Origin of the sequence: Pseudoduganella dura (assembly GCF_009727155.1) — a bacterium.
GTDB classification, from domain to species: domain Bacteria; phylum Pseudomonadota; class Gammaproteobacteria; order Burkholderiales; family Burkholderiaceae_D; genus Rugamonas; species Rugamonas dura.
On the sequence record NZ_WNWM01000002.1, the window covers coordinates 1,313,843 to 1,338,227 of the forward strand.

Sequence of the window (24,385 nt, forward strand, 5' to 3'; positions counted from 1 at the left end):
AGCCCGGCAGTGCCGGGCTTCGTTACAACAGATGGTTACAACATTGCCTGCAAACGGGAAGAATTACAGGTTAAAACCTTGCCAGTCAAGCCCCGTCCGGTGAAGCCGGTTCCGGCACACGGACATAACCTTCCATCAACACCCGGGCGCTTCGGCTCATGACCGCCTTCGTCACGTGCCACTGGCCGCCGGCCTCGATCGCCTCGGCGCCCACGCGCAGCGTGCCCGAGGGGTGTCCGAAGCGCACCGCCGTGCGCACGCCGCCACCGGCCGCCGAGTTCACCAGCGTGCCGGGAATCGCGGCGGCGGTGCCGATCGCCACGGCGGCGGTGCCCATCATCGCGTGATGCAGCTTGCCCATCGACAGCGCGCGCACCAGCAGGTCGACGTCTGCCGCCCGCACGGTTTTCCCGGAAGAGGCGGTGTAGGTGGCGGGCGGCGCCACGAACGCCACCTTCGGCGTATGCTGCCGCTGCGCCGCTTCGTCGACATGGCCGATCAGGCCCATGCGCACTGCGCCATGCGCGCGGATCGCCTCGAACATCGCCAGCGCCCGCGGGTCGCCGTTGATCGCATCCTGCAGCTCGCTGCCGGTATAGCCGACACTGGCGGCATCGATGAAGATCGTCGGAATGCCCGCATTGATCAGCGTCGCGCGCAGCGTCCCGATGCCGGGCACCTCGAGATCGTCGGCCACGCGGCCGGTCGGGAACATGGCCCCGCCGGCCCCCTCCTCGTCGGCCGCCGGGTCCATGAATTCCAGCTGTACCTCGGCGGCCGGGAATGTCACGCCGTCCAGCTCGAAGGCGCCGGTTTCCTGCACCCGGCCATCCGTCATCGGCACGTGGGCGACGATCGTCTTGCCGATGTTCGCCTGCCAGATGCGCACCACGGCCAGGCCGTTGTGCGGCACGCGGCCCGGCTCGACCATGCCGTTGGCGATGGCGAACGGGCCGACGGCGGCCGACAGGTTGCCGCAATTGCCGCTCCAGTCGACGAACGGCTGGTCGATCGACACCTGGCCGAACAGGTAGTCGACATCGTGGTCCGGCCGCACGCTCTTCGACAGGATCACGGTCTTGCTGGTGCTCGACGTGGCGCCACCCATGCCGTCGATCTGCTTGCCGTACGGGTCGGGGCTGCCGATCACGCGCAGCAGCAGCGCATCGCGCGCCGGCCCCGGCACGCGGGCCGCTTCGGGCAGGTCTTCCAGCCGGAAGAACACGCCCTTGCTGGTGCCGCCCCGCATGTAGGTGGCCGGGATTCTTGTTTGCGGTGGATGGGCCATCATGCCGCCTTGCTCGTGGCCTGGCCTGCCGAGGCCAGGAAGTCCTGCGCGAAGCGCTGCAGCACGCCGCCCGCCTCGTAGATCGCCAGTTCCTCGGCCGTGTCGAGCCGGCACAGCACCGGCACCGTCACGCTTTCGCCATTTTTCCGGTGGATCACCAGCGTCAGCATGGCGCGCGGCTGGCGCGCACCCGTCACGTCGAACGTTTCGGTGCCGTCGATGCCCAGCGTGAGCCGGTTGATGCCGCCGATGAATTCGAGCGGCAGCACGCCCATGCCGACCAGGTTGGTGCGGTGGATGCGCTCGAAGCCCTCCGCGACGATCGCTTCGACACCGGCCAGCCGTACGCCTTTCGCGGCCCAGTCGCGCGACGAGCCCTGCCCGTAATCGGCGCCGGCGATCACGACCAGCGGCTGCCGGCGCGCCATGTAGGTCTCGATCGCTTCCCACATGCGGGTGATCGTGCCTTCCGGTTCGATCCGCGCCAGCGATCCCGGCCTGACCTTGCCGTCGACCACCACCATCTCGTTCTTCAGTGTGGGATTGGCGAAGGTGGCGCGCTGCGCCGTCAGGTGGTCGCCACGGTGCGTCGCATAGGAGTTGAAATCTTCTTCGGGCAAGCCCATCTTCGCCAAGTATTCGCCTGCCGCGCTGTCCGCCATGATCGCGTTCGACGGCGACAGGTGGTCGGTCGTGATGTTGTCGCCCAACACCGCCAGCGGCCGCATGCCGGTCAGCGTACGCTCGCCGGCCAGCGCGCCTTCCCAGTACGGCGGGCGGCGGATATAAGTGCTTTGCCCCCGCCAGTCGTAAAGCGGAGCGACGGCGGCACCGGCGTCTTCCTGGCGCGCGAACATCGGGATGTACACCTTGCGGAATTGCTCCGGCTTGACGCTGGCGGCCACCATCGCATCGATCTCCTCGTCGCTCGGCCACAAATCCTGCAGCCTGACCGGCTTGCCGTCCGCATCGAGGCCCAGCACGTCCTTCTCGATGTCGAAGCGGATCGTGCCGGCGATCGCGTAGGCCACCACCAGCGGCGGCGAAGCCAGGAAGGCCTGCTGCGCATACGGGTGGATGCGGCCGTCGAAATTGCGGTTGCCGGACAGGACCGCCGTCGCATAGAGGTCGCGCTCGACGATCTCGCGCTGGATGACGGGATCGAGCGCGCCGGACATGCCGTTGCATGACGTGCACGCATACGCGACCACGCCGAAGCCCAGCTGTTCCAGTTCGGGCAGCAGCCCGGCTTCTTCCAGGTACAGGGTGACGGCCTTCGAGCCGGGCGCCAGCGAGGTTTTCACCCACGGCTTGCGCAGCAGCCCGTGCCGGTTGGCGTTGCGGGCCAACAGGCCGGCCGCGATCATGTTGCGCGGGTTGTTCGTGTTGGTGCAGCTGGTGATCGCGGCGATGATGACGGCGCCGTCCGGCATGCGGCCCGGCTCGTTCTCGACCACGCCGGCGATGCCGCGCGCGGCCAGTTCGGACGTAGGCACCCGCTTGTGCGGGTTCGACGGCCCGGCGATGTTGCGCACCACCGTCGACAGGTCGAAACGCAGCACGCGCTCGTACTCGGCGTTTGCGAGGCTGCCGGCCCACAGGCCGGCCTGCCGCGCATACAGTTCCACCAGCGCCACCTGGTCGTCCTCGCGGCCGGTCAGCCGCAGGTACTTGATGGTCTGCTCGTCGATGTAGAACATCGCGGCGGTGGCGCCGAATTCCGGCGCCATGTTGGCGATGGTGGCACGGTCGCCCAGCGTCAGCGCGGCAGCGCCCTCGCCGTAGAACTCGAGATACGCCGACACGACTTTTTCCTTGCGCAGGAATTCGGTCAGCGCCAGTACGGTGTCGGTGGCCGTGATGCCCGGCTGCGGCCGGCCGGTCAGCTCGACGCCGACGATGTCCGGCAGGCGCATCCACGAGGCACGGCCCAGCATCACCGTTTCCGCCTCCAGCCCGCCCACGCCCACGGCGATCACGCCCAGCGCATCGACCATCGGCGTGTGCGAATCGGTGCCCACCAGCGTGTCCGGGTAAGCCACGCCGTCGCCCACCTGCACGACCGGCGACATGCGCTCCAGGTTGATCTGGTGCAGGATGCCGTTGCCCGGCGGGATCACGTCGACGTTGCGGAACGCCCGTTTCGTCCACTCTATGAAATGAAAACGGTCTTCGTTGCGGCGATCCTCGATGGCGCGGTTCTTCGCGAACGCATCGGGATCGAAGCCGCCGCATTCCACGGCCAGCGAGTGATCGACCACGAGCTGCGTGGGCACCACCGGGTTGACGAGCGCCGGATCGCCGCCCTGCTCCGCGATCGCGTCGCGCAGGCCGGCCAGGTCGACCAGCGCGGTCTGGCCCAGGATATCGTGGCACACCACGCGCGCCGGGAACCATGGAAAGTCCAGGTCGCGCTTGCGGTAGATGAGCTGCTGCAGCGACGCGGTGAGCTGCGTGGCATCGCAGCGGCGGCACAGGTTCTCGGCCAGCACGCGGGACGTGTACGGCAGCTTGTCGTAGGCGCCCGCTTCGATCGCTTCGACGGCGGCGCGCGCATCGAAGTAATCCAGCGTGGTACCGGGCAGGTTCGTCCGGTACGCGGTGTTCATTTGAATGGTCACTTGGTTTCCTTGCTTGCCATGCCTGGCTTGATTACTTGCGTTCGGCGATTGGAACGAACTGTAGATCTTCCGGCCCAACGTAGTTCGCGCTCGGGCGGATGATCTTGTTGTCGATGCGCTGTTCGATGATGTGCGCGGCCCAGCCCGACGTGCGCGAGATGACGAACAGCGGCGTGAACATCGCCGTCGGCACGCCCATCATGTGGTACGACACGGCGGAGAACCAGTCCAGGTTCGGGAACATGTTCTTGACTTCCCACATCACCGATTCGAGGCGCTCGGCGATGTCGAACATCTTCAGCGAGCCGGCCTCCTGAGACAGGCCGCGCGCCACTTCCTTGATCACCTTGTTGCGCGGGTCGGAAACCGTGTACACGGGGTGGCCGAAACCGATCACCACCTCCTTGTTGGCCACGCGGGCGCGGATGTCGCTTTCCGCCTCGTCGGCATTCTCGTAGCGTTTCTGGATGTCCAGCGCCACTTCGTTGGCGCCGCCGTGCTTGGGTCCGCGCAGCGCGCCGATGGCGCCGGTCACGGCCGAATAGATGTCGGAACCGGTGCCGGCGACCACGCGCGCCGTGAACGTGGAAGCATTGAACTCGTGCTCGGCGTACAGGATCAGCGACGTGTGCATCGCCTTCACCCAGGAATCGGACGGTTTCTCGCCGTGCAGCAGGTGCAGGAAGTGGCCGCCGATCGAATCGTCGTCGGTTTCCACGTCGATGCGGCGGCCGGCGTGGCTGTAGTGGTACCAGTACAGCAGGATCGAGCCGAACGACGCCATCAGGCGGTCGGCGATGTCGCGCGCGCCGGCCAGGTTATGGTCTTCCTTCTCCGGCAGCACGCAGCCGAGCACCGAAGCGCCGGTGCGCATCACGTCCATCGGATGGGCGCCGGCAGGCAGCGCTTCGAGCGCCAGCTTCACGGCCTGCGGCAGCCCGCGCAGCGATTTCAGCTTGGCCTTGTAGCCCTTCAGTTCGCCGGCGGTGGGCAGCTTGCCGTGCACCAGCAGGTAGGCGATTTCCTCGAATTCGCAGGTATCGGCGACGTCGAGGATGTCATAGCCGCGGTAATGCAGGTCGTTGCCGGTCTTGCCGACGGAGCACAGCGCCGTATTGCCGGCGGTGACGCCGGACAGCGCGACGGATTTCTTTGGCTTGAAGGTGGTCTCGGTCATGCTGTCTCCTGTTATTTTTTCTGTGCCGCGAACAGCGCATCGAGGCGCTGCTCGAAGTGGTGGTAGTTGATGCTTTCATACAGTTCGTCGCGCGTCTGCATGGCGGCCAGCACGTTCTGCTGCGTGCCGTCGCGGCGGATCGCGCCATACACGTTCTCGGCCGCCTTGTTCATCGCGCGGAATGCGGAGAGCGGATACAGTACCAGGCTCACGTCAACCGAGCGCAGTTCGTCCACCGTGAACAGCGGCGTGGCGCCGAATTCGGTGATGTTGGCCAGCACCGGCACCTTGACCGCGTCGACGAAGCGGCGGTACATCGGCAGTTCCGTCATGGCTTCGGCGAAGATCATGTCAGCGCCCGCTTCCACGCAGGCGATCGCGCGGTCGATGGCGGCGTCGAGCCCTTCCACGGCCAGCGCATCGGTGCGCGCCATGATGACGAAGTCCCCGTCCGTGCGGGCATCGACGGCGGCCCGCACACGGTCCACCATTTCATCCTTGCTGACAATTTCCTTGCCGGGACGGTGGCCGCAGCGCTTGGCGCCCACCTGGTCCTCGATGTGCATCGCGGCGGCGCCGGCCTTGATCAGCGATTTGACGGTGCGCGCGATATTGAATGCCGAGGCGCCGAAACCGGTGTCGACATCGACCAGCAGCGGCAGGTCGCACACGTCGGTGATGCGGCGCACGTCGACCAGCACGTCGTCCAGGTTCAGCACGCCGAGGTCCGGCAGGCCCAGCGAGCCGGAGGCGACGCCGCCGCCGGACAGGTAGATGGCGCGGAAACCGGCGCGTTGCGCGAGCAGCGCATGGTTGGCATTGATGGCGCCCACGACCTGCAGCGGCGATTCTTCCCGGACGGCCTGGCGGAACGCGGCGCCGGCGGACTGAACACTCATGATGACCTTTCGAACACATTGAAGATGGAGTTTGCTTCGCAAGGGGCATGCCAGGCCTGCCCGGAGCCTGCAAGCCGTGTTGAATCAATAGCTTGCAACAACTTGACCAAGTGCGCACATGTTTCATTTGAAACGTTTGAAACATACCTGAACTATAATTGAAACATGATATATCCCCCTTCTGCCGAGCATGACAAGCCGGTCATCTGGACCGTTTCCATGTCGCGCCTGTCCGATCTGTTCCGCGACATCACGCCGGAATACGATGCGCTGGCCACGATCGAGCCGATCAATCTCGGTTTCGACGACGCGGTGCGCCATATCCGCGAGCGCCTTGCCACGGAGCGCTGCGACGCCGTCATCTCGGCCGGCTCCAATGCGGCATACCTGAAGGGCCGCCTGCCGGTGCCGGTGGTGGTGGCCAAGGCCAGCGGCACGGACATGATGCGCGCGCTGGCGCGGGCGCGCCGCGTGTCGGAGCGGATCGCCGTGGTTACCTACCAGCATCCGATGCCGGAACTGGCCGAATTCGCCGCCACGTTCGGCTTCGACGTGGCGCAGCGCACCTATGTGACGAAGGAAGATGCGCTGGCCCAGGTGGGCGAACTGAAGGCGGCGGGCATCCGCGCCATCGTGGGCGCCGGCCTGATCACCGATCTCGCCGGGCAGGCGGGGCTGACGGGGGTATTCGTGTATTCGTCGGCCTCGATCCGGCAGGCGTTCGACGACGCCCTGGAACTCGCCCGGCTGGCGCAGCTGGAGACGGGCTGGCGCGGCCAGCGCCGCGGCCGCGGCGGCGCCGCGCAGGATACGCTGCGCGCCCGCCACGGGCTGGCCGACCTGCGCGGCGAATCGGCGGCGATGGAAAAAGTGCGCCAGGCGGTCGTGCTGTATGCGCGTTCGAATGCCACGGTGCTGATCGAAGGCGAGACCGGCAGCGGCAAGGAGCTGGCGGCGCAGGCGATCCACCGCGCCGCGCCGCATGGCAGAGGGGATCAGCCGGGCCGCCCGTTCCTGGCCGTGAACTGCGGCGCGATCGCCGAATCGCTGCTCGAAGCTGAACTGTTCGGCCACGAGGAAGGCGCGTTCACGGGTGCGCGGCGCGGCGGCCGGGCCGGCCTGTTCGAAGCGGCCAGCGGCGGCACGCTGTTCCTCGACGAGATCGGGGAAATGCCGCTGGCGCTGCAAACGCGGCTGCTGCGCGTGCTGGAAGAGCGCGAAGTGGTGCGCGTGGGCGGCACGCGGCCGGTGCCGGTCGACGTGCGCATCGTCAGTGCCACCCACTGCGACCTGGCGCAGCGCGTGCGCGACGGGCGCTTCCGCGCCGACCTGTTCTACCGGCTGGCCGTGCTGCGCCTCGCCCTGCCGCCGCTGCGCGAGCGTACCGCCGACATCGTGCCGCTGGCGGAATGGTTGCTGCGCAACGCGCTGGCGGCGCTGGGGGTTCGCGCGCATCCCAACCTGCAAGCCGAACTGCAGGCGTGCGCGCCATTGCTGGCACGCCATGGTTGGCCCGGCAACGTGCGCGAGCTGCGCAACCTGTGCGAACGGCTGGCGCTGTTCCTGGCCGCGGAACCGCTGCAGGCATTGACGCCGGCCTTCGTGCTCGGCGTCGGGCCCGAACTGGCGGCCGGAGCGGACGGGATCGCGCCGCCCGCCGCGGCGGAACGCGTGACCGACGTGCTGCGCCGCTTCGACGGCCGGCGCGACGCGGCCGCGGCGTATCTCGGCATCAGCCGCACCACGCTGTGGCGCCGGCTGCGCGAGGAAGGCGGCGGCTGAGGTATCGCTTACCCGGCGCCACGCCTGCGCACCGTGGCGCACGTTCATCCTTGCGCCGTTCATCCTCGATTACTGCCGCTCGTCACGCCGCCGTTTCACGGCCCCCGTACCGGTGCGACGATGCATCGCAAGGAGGAATACCCATGAAACGTCATCCAAAGATCATTGCCGCCACCGTGGCGGCCTTCGCCGCCGTCCTGTTCGCCACCCTGCCCGCGCGCGCGGCCACCGCTTTCAACGTGGAAGTTTCCGGCAGCGGCCCCGCCGTGATCCTGATCCCCGGCCTCGCCTCGTCCGGCGACGTCTGGCAAGGCACGGTGGAACACCTCTGTGGCCCGCGCCAATGCCACGTGCTGACGCTGGCGGGGTTCGCCGGCCAGGCCGCCATCGAGGGCGAGCTGCTGCCGCAGGTGGAACGCCAGTTGGCCGACTACATCGCCGCCAACAAACTGGGCAAACCGGTCGTCATCGGCCACAGCCTGGGCGGCTTCGTGGCGATGAAGCTTGCCGCCGGACACCCGGACAAGGTCGGCAAGCTTGTCATCATCGATTCGCTGCCGGCGCTGGGCGCCACGCAGGTGCCGAGCGTCACGGCCGACCAGCTCAGGCAGATGGCAGCCGCCGCACGCGAACGCATGTTGAGCGGCGACGATGCGACCCTGGCCGCCAGCCAGCGCAAGACGGTGATGTCGATGGCGACCAAGCCGGCAGACGTGGACCGCATCGTCGGCTGGGGCCAGCGCTCCGACCGCAAGGCCGTCGCCGGCGCGATGTACGAGCTGCTCGCGACCGACATGCGCGACGACATTGCCCGCATCCAGGCCCCGACGCTGGTGCTCGGCACCTGGATCGCCTACAAGGACTACGCGCCGCGTGCCGCGATCGAAGGGGTGTACAGGACGCAGTATGCGAAGCTGCCCGGCGTGCAGGTGGAAATCGCCGACAGCGCGCGCCACTTCATCATGTACGACGACCCGGCGTGGATGTATGATCGGATCGACCGATTCCTGAAGTGAGCTTGCCCGCCGTGACATTGCCCGCTGTGAACTCACCCGCTGCGATCTTGCCGACCCCGCCCCGCCCCCTCCTTGCACGCGTAAACTGGTACTGGGCATGCCAGGCGCTGGGCTGGTCGGGCATCGCGCTGTTGCAGGCCGCCATGTTCGCCGGCAATCCGGGCGTGCTGGCGGTGGCATTGTGGACACTGGCGACGGGGCTGTTCGTTTCCGACCGCTGGCACGCATTCATCAAGCGCCGCGGCTGGGGGCAGCGCGGTATCGACTGGCGTCTGATGGCCGCATCGGCTTTCGTGCTGGCGCCCGTGACCGTCGCCGCGATCTCGCCGTCGTTCCACATCTTCATGCAGCCGATCACGAACTTTCGCTGGCTGCTTCCGGCGCTGGCCTCGTGGACCGGCAATTTCGTGGTGTGGAACCTGCTGTACACGATGGCGCTCTCGCTGCGCCGGGCCAACCGGTTCGAGGCCGAAACGCTGCGGCTCGAACTGCATGCCAAGGACATCGAATTGCGCGCGTTGCAGGCGCAGGTGAACCCGCACTTCTTCTTCAACAGCCTGAACAGCGTGCGCGCGCTGATCTACGAAGACCGCGAGGCGGCGGCACGGATGATCGACCAGCTCGCCGGCCTGATGCGCTATGCGCTGCAATCCGGGCACGCGGACACGGTGCCGCTTGCGGCGGAAATGGAAGCGGTGGAAGCCTACCTGGCGATCGAGAAGATCCGTTTCGAGGAACGCCTGCGCGTGCAGGTGGATATCGAACCGGGGCTCGAGCGGGTGATGATCCCGCCGATGTCGCTGCAGACGCTGGTCGAGAACGCAGTCAAGTACGGGGTCGAACTGAGTACCGCCGGCAGCGACATCCGCATCCGCGCCTGGCGCGGCGAGGGTGCCACGCTGATCGAAATCGCCAACGCGGGCGCGCTGCGCCGCATCGGCGACTCCACGCAACTGGGGCTGGCCAATGCGCGCAAGCGACTCGAGCTGGCGGTCGGCGGTGGCGCCAGCCTTGCGCTGGCGGAGCACGACGGCTGGGTGCGCGCCACGCTGCGCTTGCCGGGGGGGCCATGAATCGGGAACCGATGCGCGTGCTGCTGGTCGACGACGAACGCCTCGCGCGCGCCGAGCTGCGGCGCCTGCTCGCGGCCCATCCTGAAATCGCGGTCGTCGGCGAAGCGGCCAATGCGGAACAGGCCATCGCGCAAATCGCGGCCTTGCGGCCGGACCTGCTGCTGCTCGATGTGCAGATGCCCGGCGCCAGCGGCTTCGACCTGCTGCAGGCACTCGATACGGCGCCGGAGGTGATCTTCACGACCGCGTTCGACCAGTACGCGCTGCGGGCGTTTGAAGTAAACGCGCTGGATTACCTGCAGAAGCCGATCCAGGCCGGGCGGCTGGCCGCCGCGCTGCAGCGCGCCGCCCTTCGCCTCGGCATGACGCAGGCCGGCAAGCCGGCCGCGCCCGGCAAGCTGTTCATCCGCGACGGCGAGCGCTGCTGGTTCGTCGCGCTGGACAGCATCCGCCTGTTCGAATCGGAAGGCAATTACACCCGCGTGTATTTCGACGGCGTGCGGCCGCTGATGCTGCGCTCCCTGACGCAGCTGGAAGAACGCCTGGACCCGGAATGCTTCCTGCGCGCCAGCCGCCGGCACATCGTCAACCTCGCGTTCGTCGAGCGGATGACGGCCAACGCGGCCGGCGGGCTCGATCTGCTGCTGCCCGGCGGCATGACGGTGGAGGTGTCACGGCGGCGCGCGGCGCAGGTGCGCAGCCTGGGCCTGTAGATCGCCGGCCTGCCGATCAACGATGACTCAGTAGTTGAGCGCCGGGATCGCCTGCGGGCTGTAGGGCTTCACCGGCGCTTCCTTCACCTTCTTCTGCAGCATCTCGATCGCCACCTCCAGCTGGCGGTCGCGGCCCGCGAACGTGGCATGCGGCAGGTTGTCCACTTCCACGTCCGGGATCACGCCCACGCCTTCGATCAGCCACTGGCCCTTGTCGCTGTCGAACTGGCCCAGTTCGGCCACCCGCACCATGCCGTTGTCGGCCAGGCGGTTGCGGTCGCTGAGCCAGACGCCGGCGCCGGCGGTGCGCTTGCCCACCAGCGGGCCGAGGCCGAGCGCCTTCACGCCGGCGGCGAAGGTTTCTCCGTCGGAGTACGTGAGCTCATCGACCAGCACCACCAGGTGGCCGCGGAACGTGTTCTGCATGTTCGGCGAGGCCTGCCCGCCCGGATTGGTCCAGAATGCCCATGCCTTGCGCAGCAGCTTCTCGATGATCCAGCTGTCGATATTGCCGCCGCGGTTGCGGCGCACGTCGATGATCAGGCCGTCGCGGTCGACGTTCGCGTAGAAATCGCGCGCGAAGGCGGCGATGTCGTCGGCGCCCATCGCGCGCAGGTGCAGGTAGCCGATACGCCCGCCGGAAGCCTCGGCCACCTGCGTCGCGCGGCCCTGCTCCCAGTCGGCGTACTGCAGCGCGTCCTCCCTGGCGGCCGTGACCGGCAGCGCAATCACGGCGCGCGCCTTGCCGCGGTGCGGCCCGTCCTTCGGCTGCACGTGCAGCAGCACCTGGCGGCCCGCCTGGTTCAGCAGCAGGTCGGCGATGTCGCGCGCTTCCAGCACGCTCTTGCCGTTGACGGCCGTGATGATGTCGCCCTCCTTCACATCCACGTCCGGCTGCGCCAAAGGCGCCCGTTCGGCCGGCAGTTCAGGCTCGGTACGGTAGACGCGGTCGACCCGGTAGCCCGTCTTCACGCGCGTGAGCACGGCGCCCAGGCCCGACGGCGTGCCTTCCGGCGGCGCCTTCCTGATATCGCCGGGCTGGACCTGCGAATGCAATGCGCCCACCTCGGCCACCATCATGCCGAGGATGTCGTTGAGTTCCGCGCGGTCGGTCACGCGCTCCACCAGCGGCGCGTACTTGTCGCGCACGGCCACCCAGTTCACGCCGCGCATCTTCACGTCGTACAGGAAATCGCGGTGCATGCGCCACGCATCGTTGAACATCTGCTTCCATTCCTGCACGGGGCTCGAGACGATGCTCCAGTCCTCCACCCGCACGCGCGCCTTGCCGAGATCGGCAGGCTGCTTCGCGCCGGCGTCGACGACATACATCTCGCCCGCGCCGGTGGCCGCCACCGTGCGGTAATAGACATGCTTGCGGTCCGGCGCCAGGTCGAAATCGCGCACGTTCGCGGCGAACGTTTCCGGCTTCGGCTCGGTACGCGCGATCGCCAGCGTCTTCAGTGCCGGCTTGCCGTCCGCGCCATCGGCGTCGATGAAATACAGCCGCTTGTCGTCCACCGCCAGCCGGCGGTAGTTGCCGGCCGCGAGCGGCACTTCGAACAGCCGCCCCGCGAGCCCCTTGGAGACGATCGCCGGCAGTGCGGGTTTCGCCGGCCGAAGGGGCTCTTTCACCCCGCCTGCGGGTTCCCTGGCTACCTTGCCGTCGCCGGGCTGCGCCAGCTTGTCGACGACCTTTTCGACGGCCTTCTCGGCTGCCTTCTCTTCCGCCGTTTCAGCGGGCGGCGGCGCGGACTTCGACAGCTCGTCGTCCGGCTTGAACGGGAAGCGGTTGCCGGGCTGCAGCGCCAGCGCATACACGCCGGTCCGCTTGTCGAACACGGGACCCATGTTGCGGTCGCCCCACGGCGAACCGTTGGACAATTTGAAATTGCGCGCCGACAGGAAGTACAGCCAGCGGCCATCCGGCGAAAAGGCCGGATCGGCCGAGGTATAGCGGTCGCTGGTGACGAAGGCCAGTTCGGTCGACGCCAGGTTGTACAGGCCGATCTGGTCGCGCAACTGCGTGCTGGCGCTGCGCACGAACGCGATGTTGCGGCTGTCCGGCGACCATACCACGTCGTCGTGCTGGTCGATGCCGGCCTTGCCGGCGTCATCGACGAGGATCTGCTTGCGGTTGGCCAGTTCCAGCAGCCAGCAGCGGCCCTTCTTGTCGGTATGGGCGATCCACTTGCCGTCCGGCGACGGGTACAGCGCCCAGCGATGGTTGTTGCCGTCGCGGGTCAGCTGCTCGCCGTGGCCGGAGCCATCGGCGGCGAAGCGCCAGATCTCGTTTTCGCCGGTCGTGTCGACGATGGCGTAGACCCATTTCTCGTCGGCCGAGAACACAGCGTCGCGGGCGCGGGCGCCTTTCGGGATCGCGATCTCGACGCGACGCTGGCTGCCGGTCCCGGCGATCGTCACGCGGCCGCGCGCCGTCAGCACCACGCGCTCCTCCTTCGCGGCGAGCTGCACGTTCGTCAGCGCTTCCAGCGGCGAGCGGATCAGGCGGGTGCGCTGCTGGTCGAAGTCCGAAACCAGGCTGACCGGCAGCTGCCGCGTGGCGTTGCGCGCCAGGTCGAACAGGTACAGGTCGGCGCCCTGCTGGTAGACGACTCGGCCGTCGCCCAGTGCGGCGTTGCGCACGTCCCAGTCCTTGTGGGCCGTCAGCTGGCGGGCCGCACTGCCGTCCGGATTGGCCGTCCACAGGTTGTCGGTACCGCCGCGGTCGCTGACGAAGACCAGCATGCCCTGCCACCACATGGGCCGCCGGTCGTTGCCGCCGCTGTCCGGGAAGACGCGCTGCGCCTCGCTGCCGCCGTCGAGGTCGAAGCGCCACAGCTGCGCGTGGGCGCCGCCGCGGTAGTGGCGCACGTTATCGCCCGTCATGACCAGGCCGTGCCGGGTGAAGTAGAGCGTCTTGCCGGCATCGTCGAGGGTCGCGTCGTTGGCGTCCGCCACGGGAAACACGCGGCGTTCCAGCGTGGCGGGCTGCACGGCCGCGACGATGCGGTGCGCGCCCGGCCCGGTCGAGCGGAACGTGCTGACAAGGACCTCGCCCTGCGCGGTCCACCCCAGCACGGTCACGCCGCCGTTCTCGAACGTCAGCCGTTTCGGCAGGCCGCCGGCCAGCGGCATCACGTAGGCTTCCTGCGCGCCTTCGTAGCCGCCGGCAAAGGCGACCCACTGGCCGTCCGGCGAAATGGCCGCGTGCGTTTCCGCGGCGGCGTGCGTGGTCAGGCGCTGCGCCGGGCCGCCGGCGATACCGGTTTTCCACAGGTCGCCTTCGGCCGTGAAGACCACGACACCGGCACGCACGGCGGGGTAACGCAGGTAAGGGGTGGCGGCAACGGCCACGGCCGGCGCACCGGGCAGGCAGGCGGCGATGGCGATGGAAAGGAGCAGGCGGGAAACAGGCATTTGGCACGGTCACGGCAACGAAGAGGAGTCCGATTCTGGCACAGATTTCGACTCGGAAATGGCAGCGCTGGAACGGAAACAAGTGAACCGGGAACCGTGCCACTGGGTATGCCAGCGAGGAACACGTTGACAATGCGTGCCGGATCGACCGCCCGGGAGCGCATTGCGAGCTGGCGCTGGCCATCTTCATTGTGCGGGCCGGCGACGCGGCCACGGGGACAGGTGAACGCGCGGGCGCGCGAATGTAGCACAGCAGGCCGGCGTTGGCAGAGCCCGACGCCCGGGATGTTCAATTGTAAATATCATTGATGGGCTCGCTGGTCGACTTCTACGATGGCAGGCATCCCCTCACCGTCAAGGAGAATCGCCCATGAAGCGCACACCCCCTGTCATCCTCGCCCGCTTTGCCGCCTGCGCCCTGGCGCTTGCCGCCGCCCTGCCCGCCCACGCCGATTCCGTTACCGCCGTGGCGCAGCTGCAGGGCTGGGTCAACAGCAACGGCGGCAGCAATGAAGCCGCACCGCTCAACAACACCTACACGGGCAACGACACCGGCCTGCGCTTCAACAGCTGGGCGGCCTTCTTCATCCCGGCCGGCACCACGTGGAACTCGGCCACCCTGTCGCTGTCGCCCTCGGCTTACGGTGATGCGCCGGCGAGCGTGATCGGCATGTTCGATGTGGATGGCGGGCTGCAGCCATTCCTGAACACGTTCCACCCCGGCACCGGCGTCTACGACGACTTGGGTAGCGGGACGCAATACGCTGCCGCCACGCTGTACGACAGCCCCGTCGCCATCACGCTGAACGGCGCCGCGCTGGCCGACATCAACGGCGTCGCCGGATCGTATTTCGTCATCGGCTTCACGAACCAGACACTGAATGCCGTGTCGCCCGATGCGGGCGACGGGGGCATCTACCTGGGCGGCATCCGGGCGGAGCCGTTTATCGAACTAACGCTGTCGACCGTGCCCACCGTGCCGGAACCCGGCACGTATGCAATGCTGCTGGCCGGGCTCGCGGTCTCCGGCATAGCGGCGCGGCGGCGGCGGCGTAACGGCTGAGCCCGCTCCCCGCGACCGGTGCATGAAAAAACCGCTCTGCCCGAGCGGACGCACGAAAAAAAAACCGCTCCGGCCGAGCGGAGGCACGAGAAAAACTCGCTCCGGCCGAGCGGAGGCACGAAAAAAACCCGCTCCGGCCGAGCGGAGGCACAAAAAAAACCCGCTCCGGCCGAGCGGAGGCACGAAAAAAAACCCGCTCTGGCCGAGCGGGTTTTGCTTACGGAGGATTACTCCACTTCCACCGTTTCCGGCGGCGGCAGCGGTGCCGCATCGGGTTCCGGGAAGTCCAGCTTGATCTGGTCCTTCTCGTCCAGGTCGACCGTGACCCTGCCGCCAGTGACCAGGCGGCCGAACAGCAGCTCGTCGGCCAGCGCCTTGCGGATCATGTCCTGGATCAGGCGCGACATCGGCCGCGCGCCCATCAGCGGATCGAAGCCCTTCTTGGCCAGGAACTTGCGCAGGTGTTCCGTGAAGATCGCTTCCACTTTCTTCTCATGCAGCTGTTCTTCGAGCTGCATCAGGAACTTGTCGACCACGCGCAGGATGATCTCTTCGTCCAGCGCGCGGAAGCTGATGATCGCGTCGATCCGGTTGCGGAACTCCGGCGTGAACATGCGCTTCAGGTCGGCCATCTCGTCGCCGGTTTCCTTGGTGTTCGTGAAACCGATCGGCGCGCGCTGCAGTGCTTCCGCACCCGCGTTCGTGGTCATGATGATGATCACGTTGCGGAAGTCGGCCTTGCGGCCGTTGTTGTCCGTCAGCGTGCCATGGTCCATCACCTGCAGCAGGATGTTGAAGATATCCGGATGCGCCTTTTCGATCTCGTCGAGCAGCAGCACCGCGTGCGGCTTCTTGGTGATCGCTTCGGTCAGCAGGCCGCCCTGGTCGAAACCGACGTAGCCCGGCGGCGCGCCGATCAGGCGCGACACGGCGTGACGCTCCATGTACTCGGACATGTCGAAGCGGATCAGCTCGATGCCGAGGATGAAGGCCAGCTGCTTTGCCACTTCCGTCTTGCCGACGCCGGTGGGGCCGGAGAACAGGAACGAGCCGATCGGCTTGTCCTGCTTGCCCAAGCCGGCACGCGACATCTTGATGGCCGAGGCCAGCGCCTCGATGGCCGGGTCTTGCCCGAACACCGTGTTGCGCAGGTCGCGGTCGATCGTCTGCAGCTTGCTGCGGTCGTCCTGGTTGACGGTTTGGGGCGGAATGCGCGCGATCTTCGAGATGATCTCTTCGATTTCCGTCTTGCCGATGGTCTTCTTCTGTTTCGACTTCGGCAGGATGCGCTGCGCGGCACCGGCTTCGTCGATCACGTCGATGGCCTTGTCCGGCAGGTGGCGGTCGTTGATGAAGCGGGCCGCCAGCTCGGCCGCCGTCGACAGTGCCGACGCCGAATATTTCACGCCGTGGTGCTCTTCGAAGCGCGATTTGAGGCCGCGCAGGATCTGCACCGTCTGCTCGACGGTCGGCTCGTTGACATCGACCTTCTGGAACCGGCGCGACAGCGCGTGATCCTTCTCGAACACGCCGCGGAATTCCGTGAACGTGGTGGCGCCGACGCATTTCAGCTGGCCGTTGGCCAGTGCCGGCTTCAGCAGGTTCGATGCGTCGAGCGTGCCGCCCGAAGCGGAACCGGCACCGATGATGGTATGGATCTCGTCGATGAACAGGATGCCGTTCGGATTGTCCTTGAGCTGCTTGAGCACGGCCTTCAGGCGCTGCTCGAAGTCGCCGCGGTACTTGGTGCCGGCCAGCAGCGCGCCCATGTCCAGCGAATACACGACGGCATTCGCCAGGATCTCGGGCACCTCGCCCTGCGTGATGCGGTAGGCCAGGCCTTCGGCGATCGCGGTCTTGCCCACGCCGGCCTCGCCCACCAGCAGCGGATTGTTCTTGCGGCGGCGGCACAGGATCTGGATCACCCGGTCGACCTCATCCTCGCGGCCGATCAGCGGATCGATCTTGCCTTCGGCGGCGGACTTGTTCAGGTTCTGCGTGAACTGGTCCAGCGGGCTTTCCTTCGCCTGCCCTTCGGCCTGGGCGCCTTCTTCGACGCCTTCCGATGCCTTGGCCGCTTCGCCGGACTGGTCCTTGCGTACGCCATGCGAGATGAAATTGACCACGTCCAGGCGCGTGACGCCCTGCTGGTGCAGGTAGTACACCGCGTGCGAATCCTTTTCGCCGAAGATGGCCACCAGCACGTTGGCGCCGGTGACTTCCTTCTTGCCGTTCGAGGCCGACTGCACATGCATGATCGCGCGCTGGATCACGCGCTGGAAACCGAGCGTGGGTTGCGTGTCGACCTCGCCGGTGCCGGGCACGGTGGGGGTGTTGTCGCCGATGAAGTTGGTCAGTGTCTTGCGCAGGTCCTCGATATTGACCGCGCAGGCACGCAACACTTCGGCCGCCGAAGGATTGTCCAGCAGCGCCAGCAACAAATGCTCAACCGTGATGAATTCATGCCGTGCCTGCCGAGCCTCGACAAACGCCATGTGCAAACTTACTTCCAATTCCTGCGCAATCATACTTCCTCCATCACGCACTGCAGGGGGTGCCCCGCCTTGCGCGCATGCGTTAAAACGAACTCCACCTTGGTTGATGCGATATCTTTTGAGAACACGCCGCACACGCCTTTGCCGTAGCGATGCACACTCAGCATGATCTGTGTAGCCGTTTCCCGATCCTTGTTGAAATATTCCTGGATGATCGCGACCACAAATTCCATCGGAGTGTAGTCGTCGTTCAACAACGCCACCTGGTACATGGGGGGCGGCTTCAGCGTCTGCCGCTCCAGGACGGTCTCGGTGTCATGCTTGGTTGCCATACGCTTATATTCTAATGCTTTCGTGGTCGATGCAACGCCCGTTTAACTGGGCGTTTCCATTTGTCCTCAATCTTACGCGCTTTCCCGACTGGGCGCAGATGGCGCCCTGTGGCGCAAAATCAAGTCCCCCGGTGATTTCTCCTGTTGCAAAAATCGTACTATTGCCGCGACAAAGCGCTTGACACAAAAAATTGTTCCGCCAACAATGACATATCGACTCGTGCAGAAATGTACATGTTGATGAGAAGTGAGTTGTCGAGGAGGGGGCAGGGAAGCTTCTTGCTTTTATGGCTCGTGTGATTCGTTAATATTTGAAAGTTCTTTTTATTATGGCAACAGGTACCGTTAAGTGGTTCAATGACTCCAAAGGTTTTGGCTTCATCACTCCTGATGATGGCGGCGAGGATTTGTTCGCTCACTTCTCCGCAATCAACATGAACGGCTTCAAGACCCTGAAAGAAGGTCAAAAAGTTCAGTTCGAAGTCACGCAGGGCCCTAAAGGCAAGCAAGCTTCCAACATCCAGTCGAGCTGATCAACTCCCTCGATTGAAAAAACCCCGCTTCAGCGGGGTTTTTTTTGCCCAATTTTGCTTGCTCCAATATAAAACCCGCGCGTGGCGCGGGGTGCAAAGGCGGCATCGGCGCACCTTACATATTCTCGATCATCACTTCACCAAAGCCCGAACACGACACCTGCGTGGCGCCTTCCATCAGCCGGGCAAAGTCGTAGGTGACCCGCTTCGACGTGATGGCCTTTTCCATCGACGAGATGATCAGGCCGGCAGCCTCGGTCCAGCCCATGTGGCGCAGCATCATCTCGGCGGACAGGATCAGCGAGCCCGGGTTCACGTAATCCTTGCCGGCATACTTCGGCGCGGTGCCGTGCGTGGCTTCGAACATCGCCACCGAGTCGGACATGTTGGCACCCGGCGCGATGCCGATGCCGCCCACCTGAGCCGCCAGCGCGTCGGAGATGTAGTCGCCATTCAGGTTCAGCGTGGCGATCACGCTGTACTCGGCCGGGCGCAGCAGGATCTGCTGCAGGAATGCGTCGGCGATCGAATCCTTGACGATGATGTCCTTGCCCGTGCGGGGATTCTTCACCTTGCACCACGGGCCGCCGTCGATCAGTTCGCCACCGAATTCCTTTTGCGCCAGCGCATAGGCCCAGTCGCGGAAGCCGCCTTCGGTGTACTTCATGATGTTGCCCTTGTGGACGATCGTGACGGACGGCTTGTCGTTGTCGATCGCATACTGGATCGCCTTGCGCATCAGCCGCTCGGTGCCTTCGCGCGACACCGGCTTGATGCCGAGTCCGGACGTCTCCGGGAAACGGATCTTGCGCACACCCAGTTCTTCCTGCAGGAAGCGGATCAGTTTCTTCGCACCTTCCGACCCTGCCGCGTATTCGATGCCGGCATAGATGTCTTCCGAGTTCTCGCGGAAGATCACCATGTCCGTCTTGTGCGGCTCCCTGACCGGCGACGGCACGCCGGCGAACCAGCGCACCGGGCGCAGGCAGACGTACAGGTCGAGTTCCTGGCGCAGCGCCACGTTCAGCGAACGGATGCCGCCGCCGACCGGCGTCGTCAGCGGCCCCTTGATGGACACCACGTAATCCCTGACCACCTGCAGGGTTTCCTCGGGCAGCCACACATCGGGACCATACACATTGGTCGATTTCTCGCCGGCATAGATTTCCATCCAGCTGATCTTGCGGCTGCCGCCATAGGCTTTCGCCACCGCGGCATCGACCACTTTCAGCATCACCGGGGTGATGTCGACGCCGGTACCGTCGCCCTCGATGAACGGAATGATCGGCTGGTCCGGCACGTTCAGCGAAAAATCCGCGTTGACGGTGATTTTCTCGCCGTCGACCGGTACTTTGATATGTTGGTACATCGAGTTCTCCGAAGTGAAGCGACGCTGGCGGCGCCATGGTGTGTCATCCGCGAATGTCTTGTGAATGTCTTCTATAAGATATAAGACAACTGCCGATTATGCATCAGTATTTTAATGCCCGCCATGGTTTAGTCGGTACAATTCTGCAATGCTGATCTTACTTAACAAGCCATTCGGGGTATTGTGCCAGTTTTCCCCGCAGCCGGAGCGGCTGACACTGGCCGACTGCGTGCCGGTGCCGAATGTGTACCCTGCCGGGCGGCTCGATGCCGACAGCGAAGGCCTGCTGCTGCTGACCGACGACGGCAAGCTGCAGCACGCGATCGCCCACCCGGACCGGAAGGAAGCGAAGACCTACCTGGTGCAGGTGGATGGCGTTGCCGATGCCAGCGCACTGGCGCGGCTGCAGGCGCCGCTCGACCTGGGAGACTTCATGACGAAGCCGTGCCGCGCGGTACGGATCGCCGAGCCGGAATGGCTATGGCCGCGCAACCCGCCGATTCGCGCCCGGGCCGACAAGCCCACCTCGTGGCTGGCGATCACGCTGCAGGAAGGGAAAAACCGGCAGGTGCGCAGGATGACGGCCGCCGTGGGCCTGCCCACGCTGCGGCTGGTGCGCAGCGCGATCGGCGCCGTGTCACTGGCCACGCACCCGCTGATGCCGGGCGAATGGCGGGAAATCGAACCCGATGAATTGAAGGCCGACCCGCAGAGCCAGCCCAACGCTTAAGAAGCGCTTAGGTTAAGGAAAACAGGGCAACGGCCCGGCTATCATTGCGCCGTGGGACATTCCCCGCTCAGCCAAAGGAACCGATCATCATGTCGAAAATCATTGCCGCACTGGCAGCCACGCTGCTCGTCGCATCCACTTCCGCCTTCGCCGCCCCGGCGACGATGCATCACACCAAGGCCGCGCATGCCACGAACGCGCATGCGGCACCGCACAAGCACGCAGTCAAGCACAGCAAGCATGTAAAACAGCAGCCCCACGCCAAGGCGCGCAAGCGCCAGCATGCGGCCTGATCGCGCCACATTGAAATCGCGGGCTGCCAAGCAGGCGGCCCGCCCCTTCCGCTTCCCCTGCCCCTGTCGACGATGAAGACTGCCCTTGCCCTCGGCTTTGCCCTTTCCGCGCTGTTCGCCACTGGCGGCGCCTGCGCCCAGACCCAGCGCTTTGGCACGGCTACGCTGACGGCCGGCATGCATCTGATCAAGGCCGAGGTCGCGGCCACGGATGCGCAGCGCGCGCAAGGCCTGATGTTCCGCGAGGCCATGCCCGCCAACGCCGGCATGGTGTTCGTGTTCGACGCTCCAGCCCCGCAATGCATGTGGATGAAGAACACGCCCCTGCCGCTGTCGGTTGCCTTCATCGATGCCGGTGGCAAGATCGTCAACATCCGCGACATGCAGCCGCAAACGCTCGACAGCCATTGCTCGACCAAAGGCGTGCCCGTGATGTACGCCCTGGAGATGAACCAGGGCTGGTTCCGGCAGAAGCACATCAAGCCGGGTATGAAGATCGGCAACTTGCCGACCAAATAATGCGGAAGGTGCGGCCGGATCAAAGCGAAAAACCCGCGATGGCCAGGCCATGCGGGTTTTAGGTGTACACCTGTCTGGCGGCTGTTGCCGCCGCACGCGAACTTAGGCGGCCAGTGCCTTCAGGGCAGCTGCCAGGCGGCTCTTGTGGCGAGCGGCCTTGTTCTTGTGGATGATTTTCTTGTCAGCGATCGAGTCGATGGTCGACACGGAGGACTGGAAGATTTGCGTTGCAGCAGCTTTGTCGCCAGCCTGAATCGCCTTGCGGACAGCCTTGATGGCGGTACGCAGGGTGGAACGCTGTGCCGAGTTGTGGGCGTTTTGCTTGACTGCTTGACGAGCGCGTTTGCGCGCTTGTGCGGTATTTGCCATGGAATTTCCTAAATCGTTGTCAAAGTTCGTTTGCAAACAACAGCGTTTGCCAAACCGGTGCGTTCAGTCTGACCACGCAGGCCAACGCAGAGCTGGTCAACATCGATGTCTGCGTCACTGAATTCTGTACAGCCTTAAATTATAACGGTCTTTCGATGCCGGGGCAATTCAAAAAGCTACAAACTTGCTGAATTCATACACGGTGCCATTCACGAAATTGTAAGACTTGCACTGCAGCAGCGCCGCTATAATCTCGCCCCATGAACCTGCTCAGAACCCTTGCCGCCGTCTCCAGCATGACCATGCTGTCGCGTGTCACCGGGCTGCTGCGCGAAAGCCTGTTCGCCCGGGCTTTCGGTGCCGGCGCCTATACCGACGCCTTCAACGTGGCCTTCCGCCTGCCCAACCTGCTGCGCCGCCTGTTTGCCGAAGGCGCGTTTTCGCAGGCCTTCGTGCCGATCCTGGCCGAATACAAGAACCGCGAAGGCTTCGAGGCGAGCAAGACCCTGTCCGATCATGTGGCCAACTGCCTGGTCTGGGCCACCCTGCTCGTCAGCGCCGCCGGCATCATCGGCGCGCCACTGCTGCTGGCGGTGATCGCGGGCGGCCTGAAGCAGGATGGCGAAGCGTTCGATGCCGCGGTCTGGATGACCCGCCTGATGTTTCCCTATATAGCCTGCATGTCGTTCGTGGCGATGGCGGGCGGCATTCTCAATACCTGGCGCCAGTTCAAGATTCCGGCATTCACGCCGGTGCTGCTGAACCTGTCGATGATCTCGGGTTCGCTGTTCCTGGCGCCATGGCTGGAACAACCGGTCTACGCGCAGGCGATCGCCGTGTTCGTCGGCGGCCTGCTGCAGGTGGCGATCCAGGTGCCGGCGCTGGTCAGGATCGGCATGCTGCCGCGGTTGTCGATCAACCCCCTGGCGGGCCTGCGCGATGCCGGCGTACGTCGCGTGCTGAAGAAAATGGGCCCGGCCGTGTTCGCCGTGGCCGCCGCGCAGATCAGCCTGATGATCAACACGGCCATCGCCTCGCACTTGCGCGAAGGCAGCATTTCATGGCTCACCTATGCCGACCGGCTGATGGAATTTCCCACTGCCTTGCTGGGCGTGGCACTGGGCACGATTCTGCTGCCCAGCCTGTCGAAGGCCAGTGTCGACGGCGATCCGCAGGAATATTCCGCATTGCTGGACTGGGGCCTGCGCCTGACGTTCCTGCTGGCGCTGCCGGCTGCGGTCGGGCTGGCCGCGCTGGCCTTGCCGCTGGTGGCCACGCTGTTCCACTACGGCCAGTTCAGCGACGAGGCGGCGCTGATGTCGGCGCGGCCGCTGGTCGCCTACGCGGCCGGCCTGATCGGCATCATCCTCGTCAAGACACTGGCACCGGCGTTCTATGCGAAACAGGATATCCGCACGCCGGTGCGCATCGCGGTCGGGGTGCTGATCGCCACCCAGCTGATGAACCTGGTGTTCGTGCCTTACCTCGAGGTGGCCGGCCTGGCCCTGTCGATCGGCCTGGCCGCCTGCGTCAACGCCACGCTGCTGTTTACCGGCCTGCGCAAGCGCGACATCTATCGCCCCCTGCCCGGCTGGGGCAAGTTCTTCGCCCGGCTGGCTGCCGCGGTGGCGATCATGGGCGCCGCGGCCTGGTTCGGCGGCCAGCAGTTCGACTGGCTGGCCATGCGCGCCACGCCGCTGTTGCGCGCGGGTGCGCTGTTCGTGCTGATCGGTGCTTGCGGCGCCGTGTACTTCGGTGCCCTGTTCGCGCTGGGATTCCGGGTGCGCGACTTCCGGCGCACCGGCAAGTAACACCCTGCCTGCAGGGCAAGCGCCTTCCCGGCGCCGTACTGAAGCGATCGGCAGGAAAGAGGATGCGCGCCATGCCGCCGGGAAGCGCTGCCGCACCGGCCATGCGACGAACTCGACACCCGGCACGCCACACACGATACGCAGCACGCAACCACGCAAATTAATGGACGAAAAAAAACCCGCTGCCGAAGCAGCGGGTTTTTTATGGGTGAAACTAATTACGCCTGCTTCGACTTGCGACGGGCCAGGAAGCCCATGATGCCCAGGCCGCCCAGCAGCATGCCGTAGGTGGTTGGTTCTGGAACAGCAGCCATCACGCTGATGTTGCCGTCGTAGAAGGCTGCGCCTTTGGTCGTGCCGGCCAGGTTCAGTACGAACGGGGCGGTGGCGGACGTTTCGATGCCGACAAATTTCACCACTTTGCCGCCGGAGGTCCAGTCGCCCGACACGCCATTGAGCGTGGTCTTCGACAGGTCCCAGTTCAGGTACTGGCCGGCCACGCCGATGTACACGTCGTACACACCGCCAGCAACTGCGCCGGTGAAGGTCAGGACATCGTTGTTGCCTTCCAGGACGATACCAGCAACGTCGGCGCTGGAGAACTGAGCGTAGCCTTCAGCATTCAGTTCGATGGTCTGGTCAGCTGCGAAAGCGCCGAAGGAGGTGGCGGCCAGCAGGGAAGCAACAGCAAAGTTTTTCAGTTTCATGATTTATCCGTGAGAGAGTAGTAGCAGAGAGTAGTAGTAGTTAGTTCTTGTTTCGTCGCTGGTCAGTACATTGCTGAACTGCTGAGTAAGATCATAGCATAAGAACATCTTAAGATTACAAGAATCAATTGTAACTTTTTTATCTCAAGTATTTTTTTAGCAACAATGAGTGCGC

The 24,385-nt window shown here is 65.3% G+C and carries 20 protein-coding genes; 10 read left to right on the forward strand and 10 right to left on the reverse strand.

What is annotated here, in order from left to right:
- Positions 1-85 precede the first annotated feature (85 nt).
- Genes prpF through prpB form a run of 4 tightly spaced genes read right to left on the reverse strand, consistent with a single transcriptional unit; the run spans position 86 to position 5,985 of the window.
- Positions 86-1,288, reverse strand: a complete 1,203-nt coding sequence (prpF, locus tag GJV26_RS05960) for a 2-methylaconitate cis-trans isomerase PrpF (protein WP_155712271.1) — start codon at positions 1,286-1,288, stop codon at positions 86-88.
- Positions 1,288-3,897 (reverse strand): Fe/S-dependent 2-methylisocitrate dehydratase AcnD, encoded by a 2,610-nt coding sequence (gene acnD / locus GJV26_RS05965; RefSeq protein WP_155712272.1) that lies wholly within the window; start codon positions 3,895-3,897, stop codon positions 1,288-1,290. The genes prpF and acnD overlap by 1 nt, the downstream gene beginning before the upstream one ends.
- Before the next feature lie 43 nt (positions 3,898-3,940).
- Positions 3,941-5,086, reverse strand: coding sequence for a bifunctional 2-methylcitrate synthase/citrate synthase (prpC, locus tag GJV26_RS05970; protein ID WP_155708026.1), 1,146 nt, complete (start codon positions 5,084-5,086; stop codon positions 3,941-3,943).
- 11 nt (positions 5,087-5,097) lie between these two features.
- Positions 5,098-5,985, reverse strand: coding sequence for a methylisocitrate lyase (gene prpB, locus GJV26_RS05975; RefSeq protein ID WP_155708027.1), 888 nt, complete (start codon positions 5,983-5,985; stop codon positions 5,098-5,100).
- A 165-nt stretch (positions 5,986-6,150) separates the two neighbouring features.
- On the opposite strand from prpB, the gene prpR reads away from it, so the two are divergent.
- The 4 genes from prpR (at position 6,151) to GJV26_RS05995 (ending at position 10,569) form a co-directional block, all read left to right on the forward strand.
- On the forward strand, positions 6,151-7,767 hold the full coding sequence (gene prpR, locus GJV26_RS05980) for a propionate catabolism operon regulatory protein PrpR (protein ID WP_155708028.1): 1,617 nt from the start codon (positions 6,151-6,153) through the stop codon (positions 7,765-7,767).
- 143 nt (positions 7,768-7,910) lie between these two features.
- Positions 7,911-8,783, forward strand: coding sequence for an alpha/beta fold hydrolase (locus tag GJV26_RS05985; RefSeq protein ID WP_155708029.1), 873 nt, complete (start codon positions 7,911-7,913; stop codon positions 8,781-8,783).
- A gap of 47 nt (positions 8,784-8,830) precedes the next feature.
- Positions 8,831-9,856 (forward strand): sensor histidine kinase, encoded by a 1,026-nt coding sequence (locus GJV26_RS05990; RefSeq protein WP_229419184.1) that lies wholly within the window; start codon positions 8,831-8,833, stop codon positions 9,854-9,856.
- On the forward strand, positions 9,853-10,569 hold the full coding sequence (locus GJV26_RS05995; RefSeq protein ID WP_229419185.1) for a LytR/AlgR family response regulator transcription factor: 717 nt from the start codon (positions 9,853-9,855) through the stop codon (positions 10,567-10,569). The genes GJV26_RS05990 and GJV26_RS05995 overlap by 4 nt, the downstream gene beginning before the upstream one ends.
- 27 nt (positions 10,570-10,596) lie before the next feature.
- On the opposite strand, the gene GJV26_RS06000 is transcribed toward GJV26_RS05995, so the two are convergent.
- The gene (locus tag GJV26_RS06000; RefSeq protein ID WP_155708030.1) at positions 10,597-13,989 is read right to left on the reverse strand and encodes a S41 family peptidase; all 3,393 of its coding nucleotides are present in this window, start codon (positions 13,987-13,989) and stop codon (positions 10,597-10,599) included.
- A 370-nt stretch (positions 13,990-14,359) separates the two neighbouring features.
- Between GJV26_RS06000 and GJV26_RS30090 the strand changes: the two genes are divergently transcribed.
- Complete coding sequence (locus GJV26_RS30090) at positions 14,360-15,052, forward strand: PEP-CTERM sorting domain-containing protein (protein ID WP_155708031.1); 693 nt, start codon at positions 14,360-14,362, stop codon at positions 15,050-15,052.
- 227 nt (positions 15,053-15,279) lie between these two features.
- Here the strand turns inward: GJV26_RS30090 and clpA are convergent, their stop codons facing one another.
- Both clpA and clpS read right to left on the reverse strand, forming a co-directional pair.
- The gene (clpA, locus tag GJV26_RS06010) at positions 15,280-17,580 is read right to left on the reverse strand and encodes an ATP-dependent Clp protease ATP-binding subunit ClpA (protein ID WP_155708032.1); all 2,301 of its coding nucleotides are present in this window, start codon (positions 17,578-17,580) and stop codon (positions 15,280-15,282) included.
- Complete coding sequence (gene clpS, locus GJV26_RS06015; RefSeq protein WP_130185626.1) at positions 17,577-17,879, reverse strand: ATP-dependent Clp protease adapter ClpS; 303 nt, start codon at positions 17,877-17,879, stop codon at positions 17,577-17,579. The genes clpA and clpS overlap by 4 nt, the downstream gene beginning before the upstream one ends.
- A 329-nt stretch (positions 17,880-18,208) precedes the next feature.
- Here clpS and cspE point away from each other — a divergent pair, with 329 nt between their 5' ends.
- Complete coding sequence (gene cspE / locus GJV26_RS06020; protein WP_055937397.1) at positions 18,209-18,412, forward strand: transcription antiterminator/RNA stability regulator CspE; 204 nt, start codon at positions 18,209-18,211, stop codon at positions 18,410-18,412.
- A gap of 115 nt (positions 18,413-18,527) precedes the next feature.
- Here cspE and icd read toward each other — a convergent pair whose 3' ends face one another.
- Positions 18,528-19,781, reverse strand: a complete 1,254-nt coding sequence (gene icd, locus GJV26_RS06025) for an NADP-dependent isocitrate dehydrogenase (RefSeq protein WP_155708033.1) — start codon at positions 19,779-19,781, stop codon at positions 18,528-18,530.
- Between the two features lie 148 nt (positions 19,782-19,929).
- Between icd and GJV26_RS06030 the strand changes: the two genes are divergently transcribed.
- From GJV26_RS06030 to GJV26_RS06040, 3 genes are all read left to right on the forward strand, one after another.
- A complete protein-coding gene (locus GJV26_RS06030; RefSeq protein WP_155708034.1) occupies positions 19,930-20,511 on the forward strand; it encodes a pseudouridine synthase in 582 nt (193 codons plus the stop codon).
- An 89-nt stretch (positions 20,512-20,600) separates the two neighbouring features.
- The gene (locus GJV26_RS06035) at positions 20,601-20,804 is read left to right on the forward strand and encodes a hypothetical protein (protein ID WP_155708035.1); all 204 of its coding nucleotides are present in this window, start codon (positions 20,601-20,603) and stop codon (positions 20,802-20,804) included.
- Between the two features lie 72 nt (positions 20,805-20,876).
- Positions 20,877-21,323, forward strand: coding sequence for a DUF192 domain-containing protein (locus GJV26_RS06040; RefSeq protein WP_155708036.1), 447 nt, complete (start codon positions 20,877-20,879; stop codon positions 21,321-21,323).
- A 102-nt stretch (positions 21,324-21,425) separates the two neighbouring features.
- Here the strand turns inward: GJV26_RS06040 and rpsT are convergent, their stop codons facing one another.
- Positions 21,426-21,692, reverse strand: a complete 267-nt coding sequence (gene rpsT / locus GJV26_RS06045) for a 30S ribosomal protein S20 (RefSeq protein WP_130185630.1) — start codon at positions 21,690-21,692, stop codon at positions 21,426-21,428.
- Between the two features lie 260 nt (positions 21,693-21,952).
- On the opposite strand from rpsT, the gene murJ reads away from it, so the two are divergent.
- The gene (gene murJ, locus GJV26_RS06050) at positions 21,953-23,503 is read left to right on the forward strand and encodes a murein biosynthesis integral membrane protein MurJ (protein ID WP_155708037.1); all 1,551 of its coding nucleotides are present in this window, start codon (positions 21,953-21,955) and stop codon (positions 23,501-23,503) included.
- Between the two features lie 218 nt (positions 23,504-23,721).
- Here murJ and GJV26_RS06055 read toward each other — a convergent pair whose 3' ends face one another.
- On the reverse strand, positions 23,722-24,210 hold the full coding sequence (locus tag GJV26_RS06055; RefSeq protein ID WP_155708038.1) for an FxDxF family PEP-CTERM protein: 489 nt from the start codon (positions 24,208-24,210) through the stop codon (positions 23,722-23,724).
- Between the last annotated feature and the right edge of the window lie 175 nt (positions 24,211-24,385).

Bases quoted from the DNA above. Each gene is read 5' to 3' on its own strand.
- prpC (WP_155708026.1), bottom strand. From the start codon at position 5,086: ATGACCGAGACCACCTTCAAGCCAAAGAAATCCGTCGCGCTGTCCGGC.
- GJV26_RS06030 (WP_155708034.1), top strand. From the start codon at position 19,930: ATGCTGATCTTACTTAACAAGCCATTCGGGGTATTGTGCCAGTTTTCC.
- GJV26_RS06040 (WP_155708036.1), top strand. From the start codon at position 20,877: ATGAAGACTGCCCTTGCCCTCGGCTTTGCCCTTTCCGCGCTGTTCGCC.
- GJV26_RS05985 (WP_155708029.1), top strand. From the start codon at position 7,911: ATGAAACGTCATCCAAAGATCATTGCCGCCACCGTGGCGGCCTTCGCC.
- GJV26_RS05995 (WP_229419185.1), top strand. From the start codon at position 9,853: ATGAATCGGGAACCGATGCGCGTGCTGCTGGTCGACGACGAACGCCTC.
- icd (WP_155708033.1), bottom strand. From the start codon at position 19,781: ATGTACCAACATATCAAAGTACCGGTCGACGGCGAGAAAATCACCGTC.
- clpS (WP_130185626.1), bottom strand. From the start codon at position 17,879: ATGGCAACCAAGCATGACACCGAGACCGTCCTGGAGCGGCAGACGCTG.
- clpA (WP_155708032.1), bottom strand. From the start codon at position 17,580: ATGATTGCGCAGGAATTGGAAGTAAGTTTGCACATGGCGTTTGTCGAG.
- prpB (WP_155708027.1), bottom strand. From the start codon at position 5,985: ATGAGTGTTCAGTCCGCCGGCGCCGCGTTCCGCCAGGCCGTCCGGGAA.
- GJV26_RS06000 (WP_155708030.1), bottom strand. From the start codon at position 13,989: ATGCCTGTTTCCCGCCTGCTCCTTTCCATCGCCATCGCCGCCTGCCTG.
- GJV26_RS30090 (WP_155708031.1), top strand. From the start codon at position 14,360: ATGAAGCGCACACCCCCTGTCATCCTCGCCCGCTTTGCCGCCTGCGCC.
- cspE (WP_055937397.1), top strand. From the start codon at position 18,209: ATGGCAACAGGTACCGTTAAGTGGTTCAATGACTCCAAAGGTTTTGGC.
- acnD (WP_155712272.1), bottom strand. From the start codon at position 3,897: ATGAACACCGCGTACCGGACGAACCTGCCCGGTACCACGCTGGATTAC.
- GJV26_RS06055 (WP_155708038.1), bottom strand. From the start codon at position 24,210: ATGAAACTGAAAAACTTTGCTGTTGCTTCCCTGCTGGCCGCCACCTCC.
- rpsT (WP_130185630.1), bottom strand. From the start codon at position 21,692: ATGGCAAATACCGCACAAGCGCGCAAACGCGCTCGTCAAGCAGTCAAG.
- prpF (WP_155712271.1), bottom strand. From the start codon at position 1,288: ATGGCCCATCCACCGCAAACAAGAATCCCGGCCACCTACATGCGGGGC.
- prpR (WP_155708028.1), top strand. From the start codon at position 6,151: ATGATATATCCCCCTTCTGCCGAGCATGACAAGCCGGTCATCTGGACC.
- GJV26_RS06035 (WP_155708035.1), top strand. From the start codon at position 20,601: ATGTCGAAAATCATTGCCGCACTGGCAGCCACGCTGCTCGTCGCATCC.
- murJ (WP_155708037.1), top strand. From the start codon at position 21,953: ATGAACCTGCTCAGAACCCTTGCCGCCGTCTCCAGCATGACCATGCTG.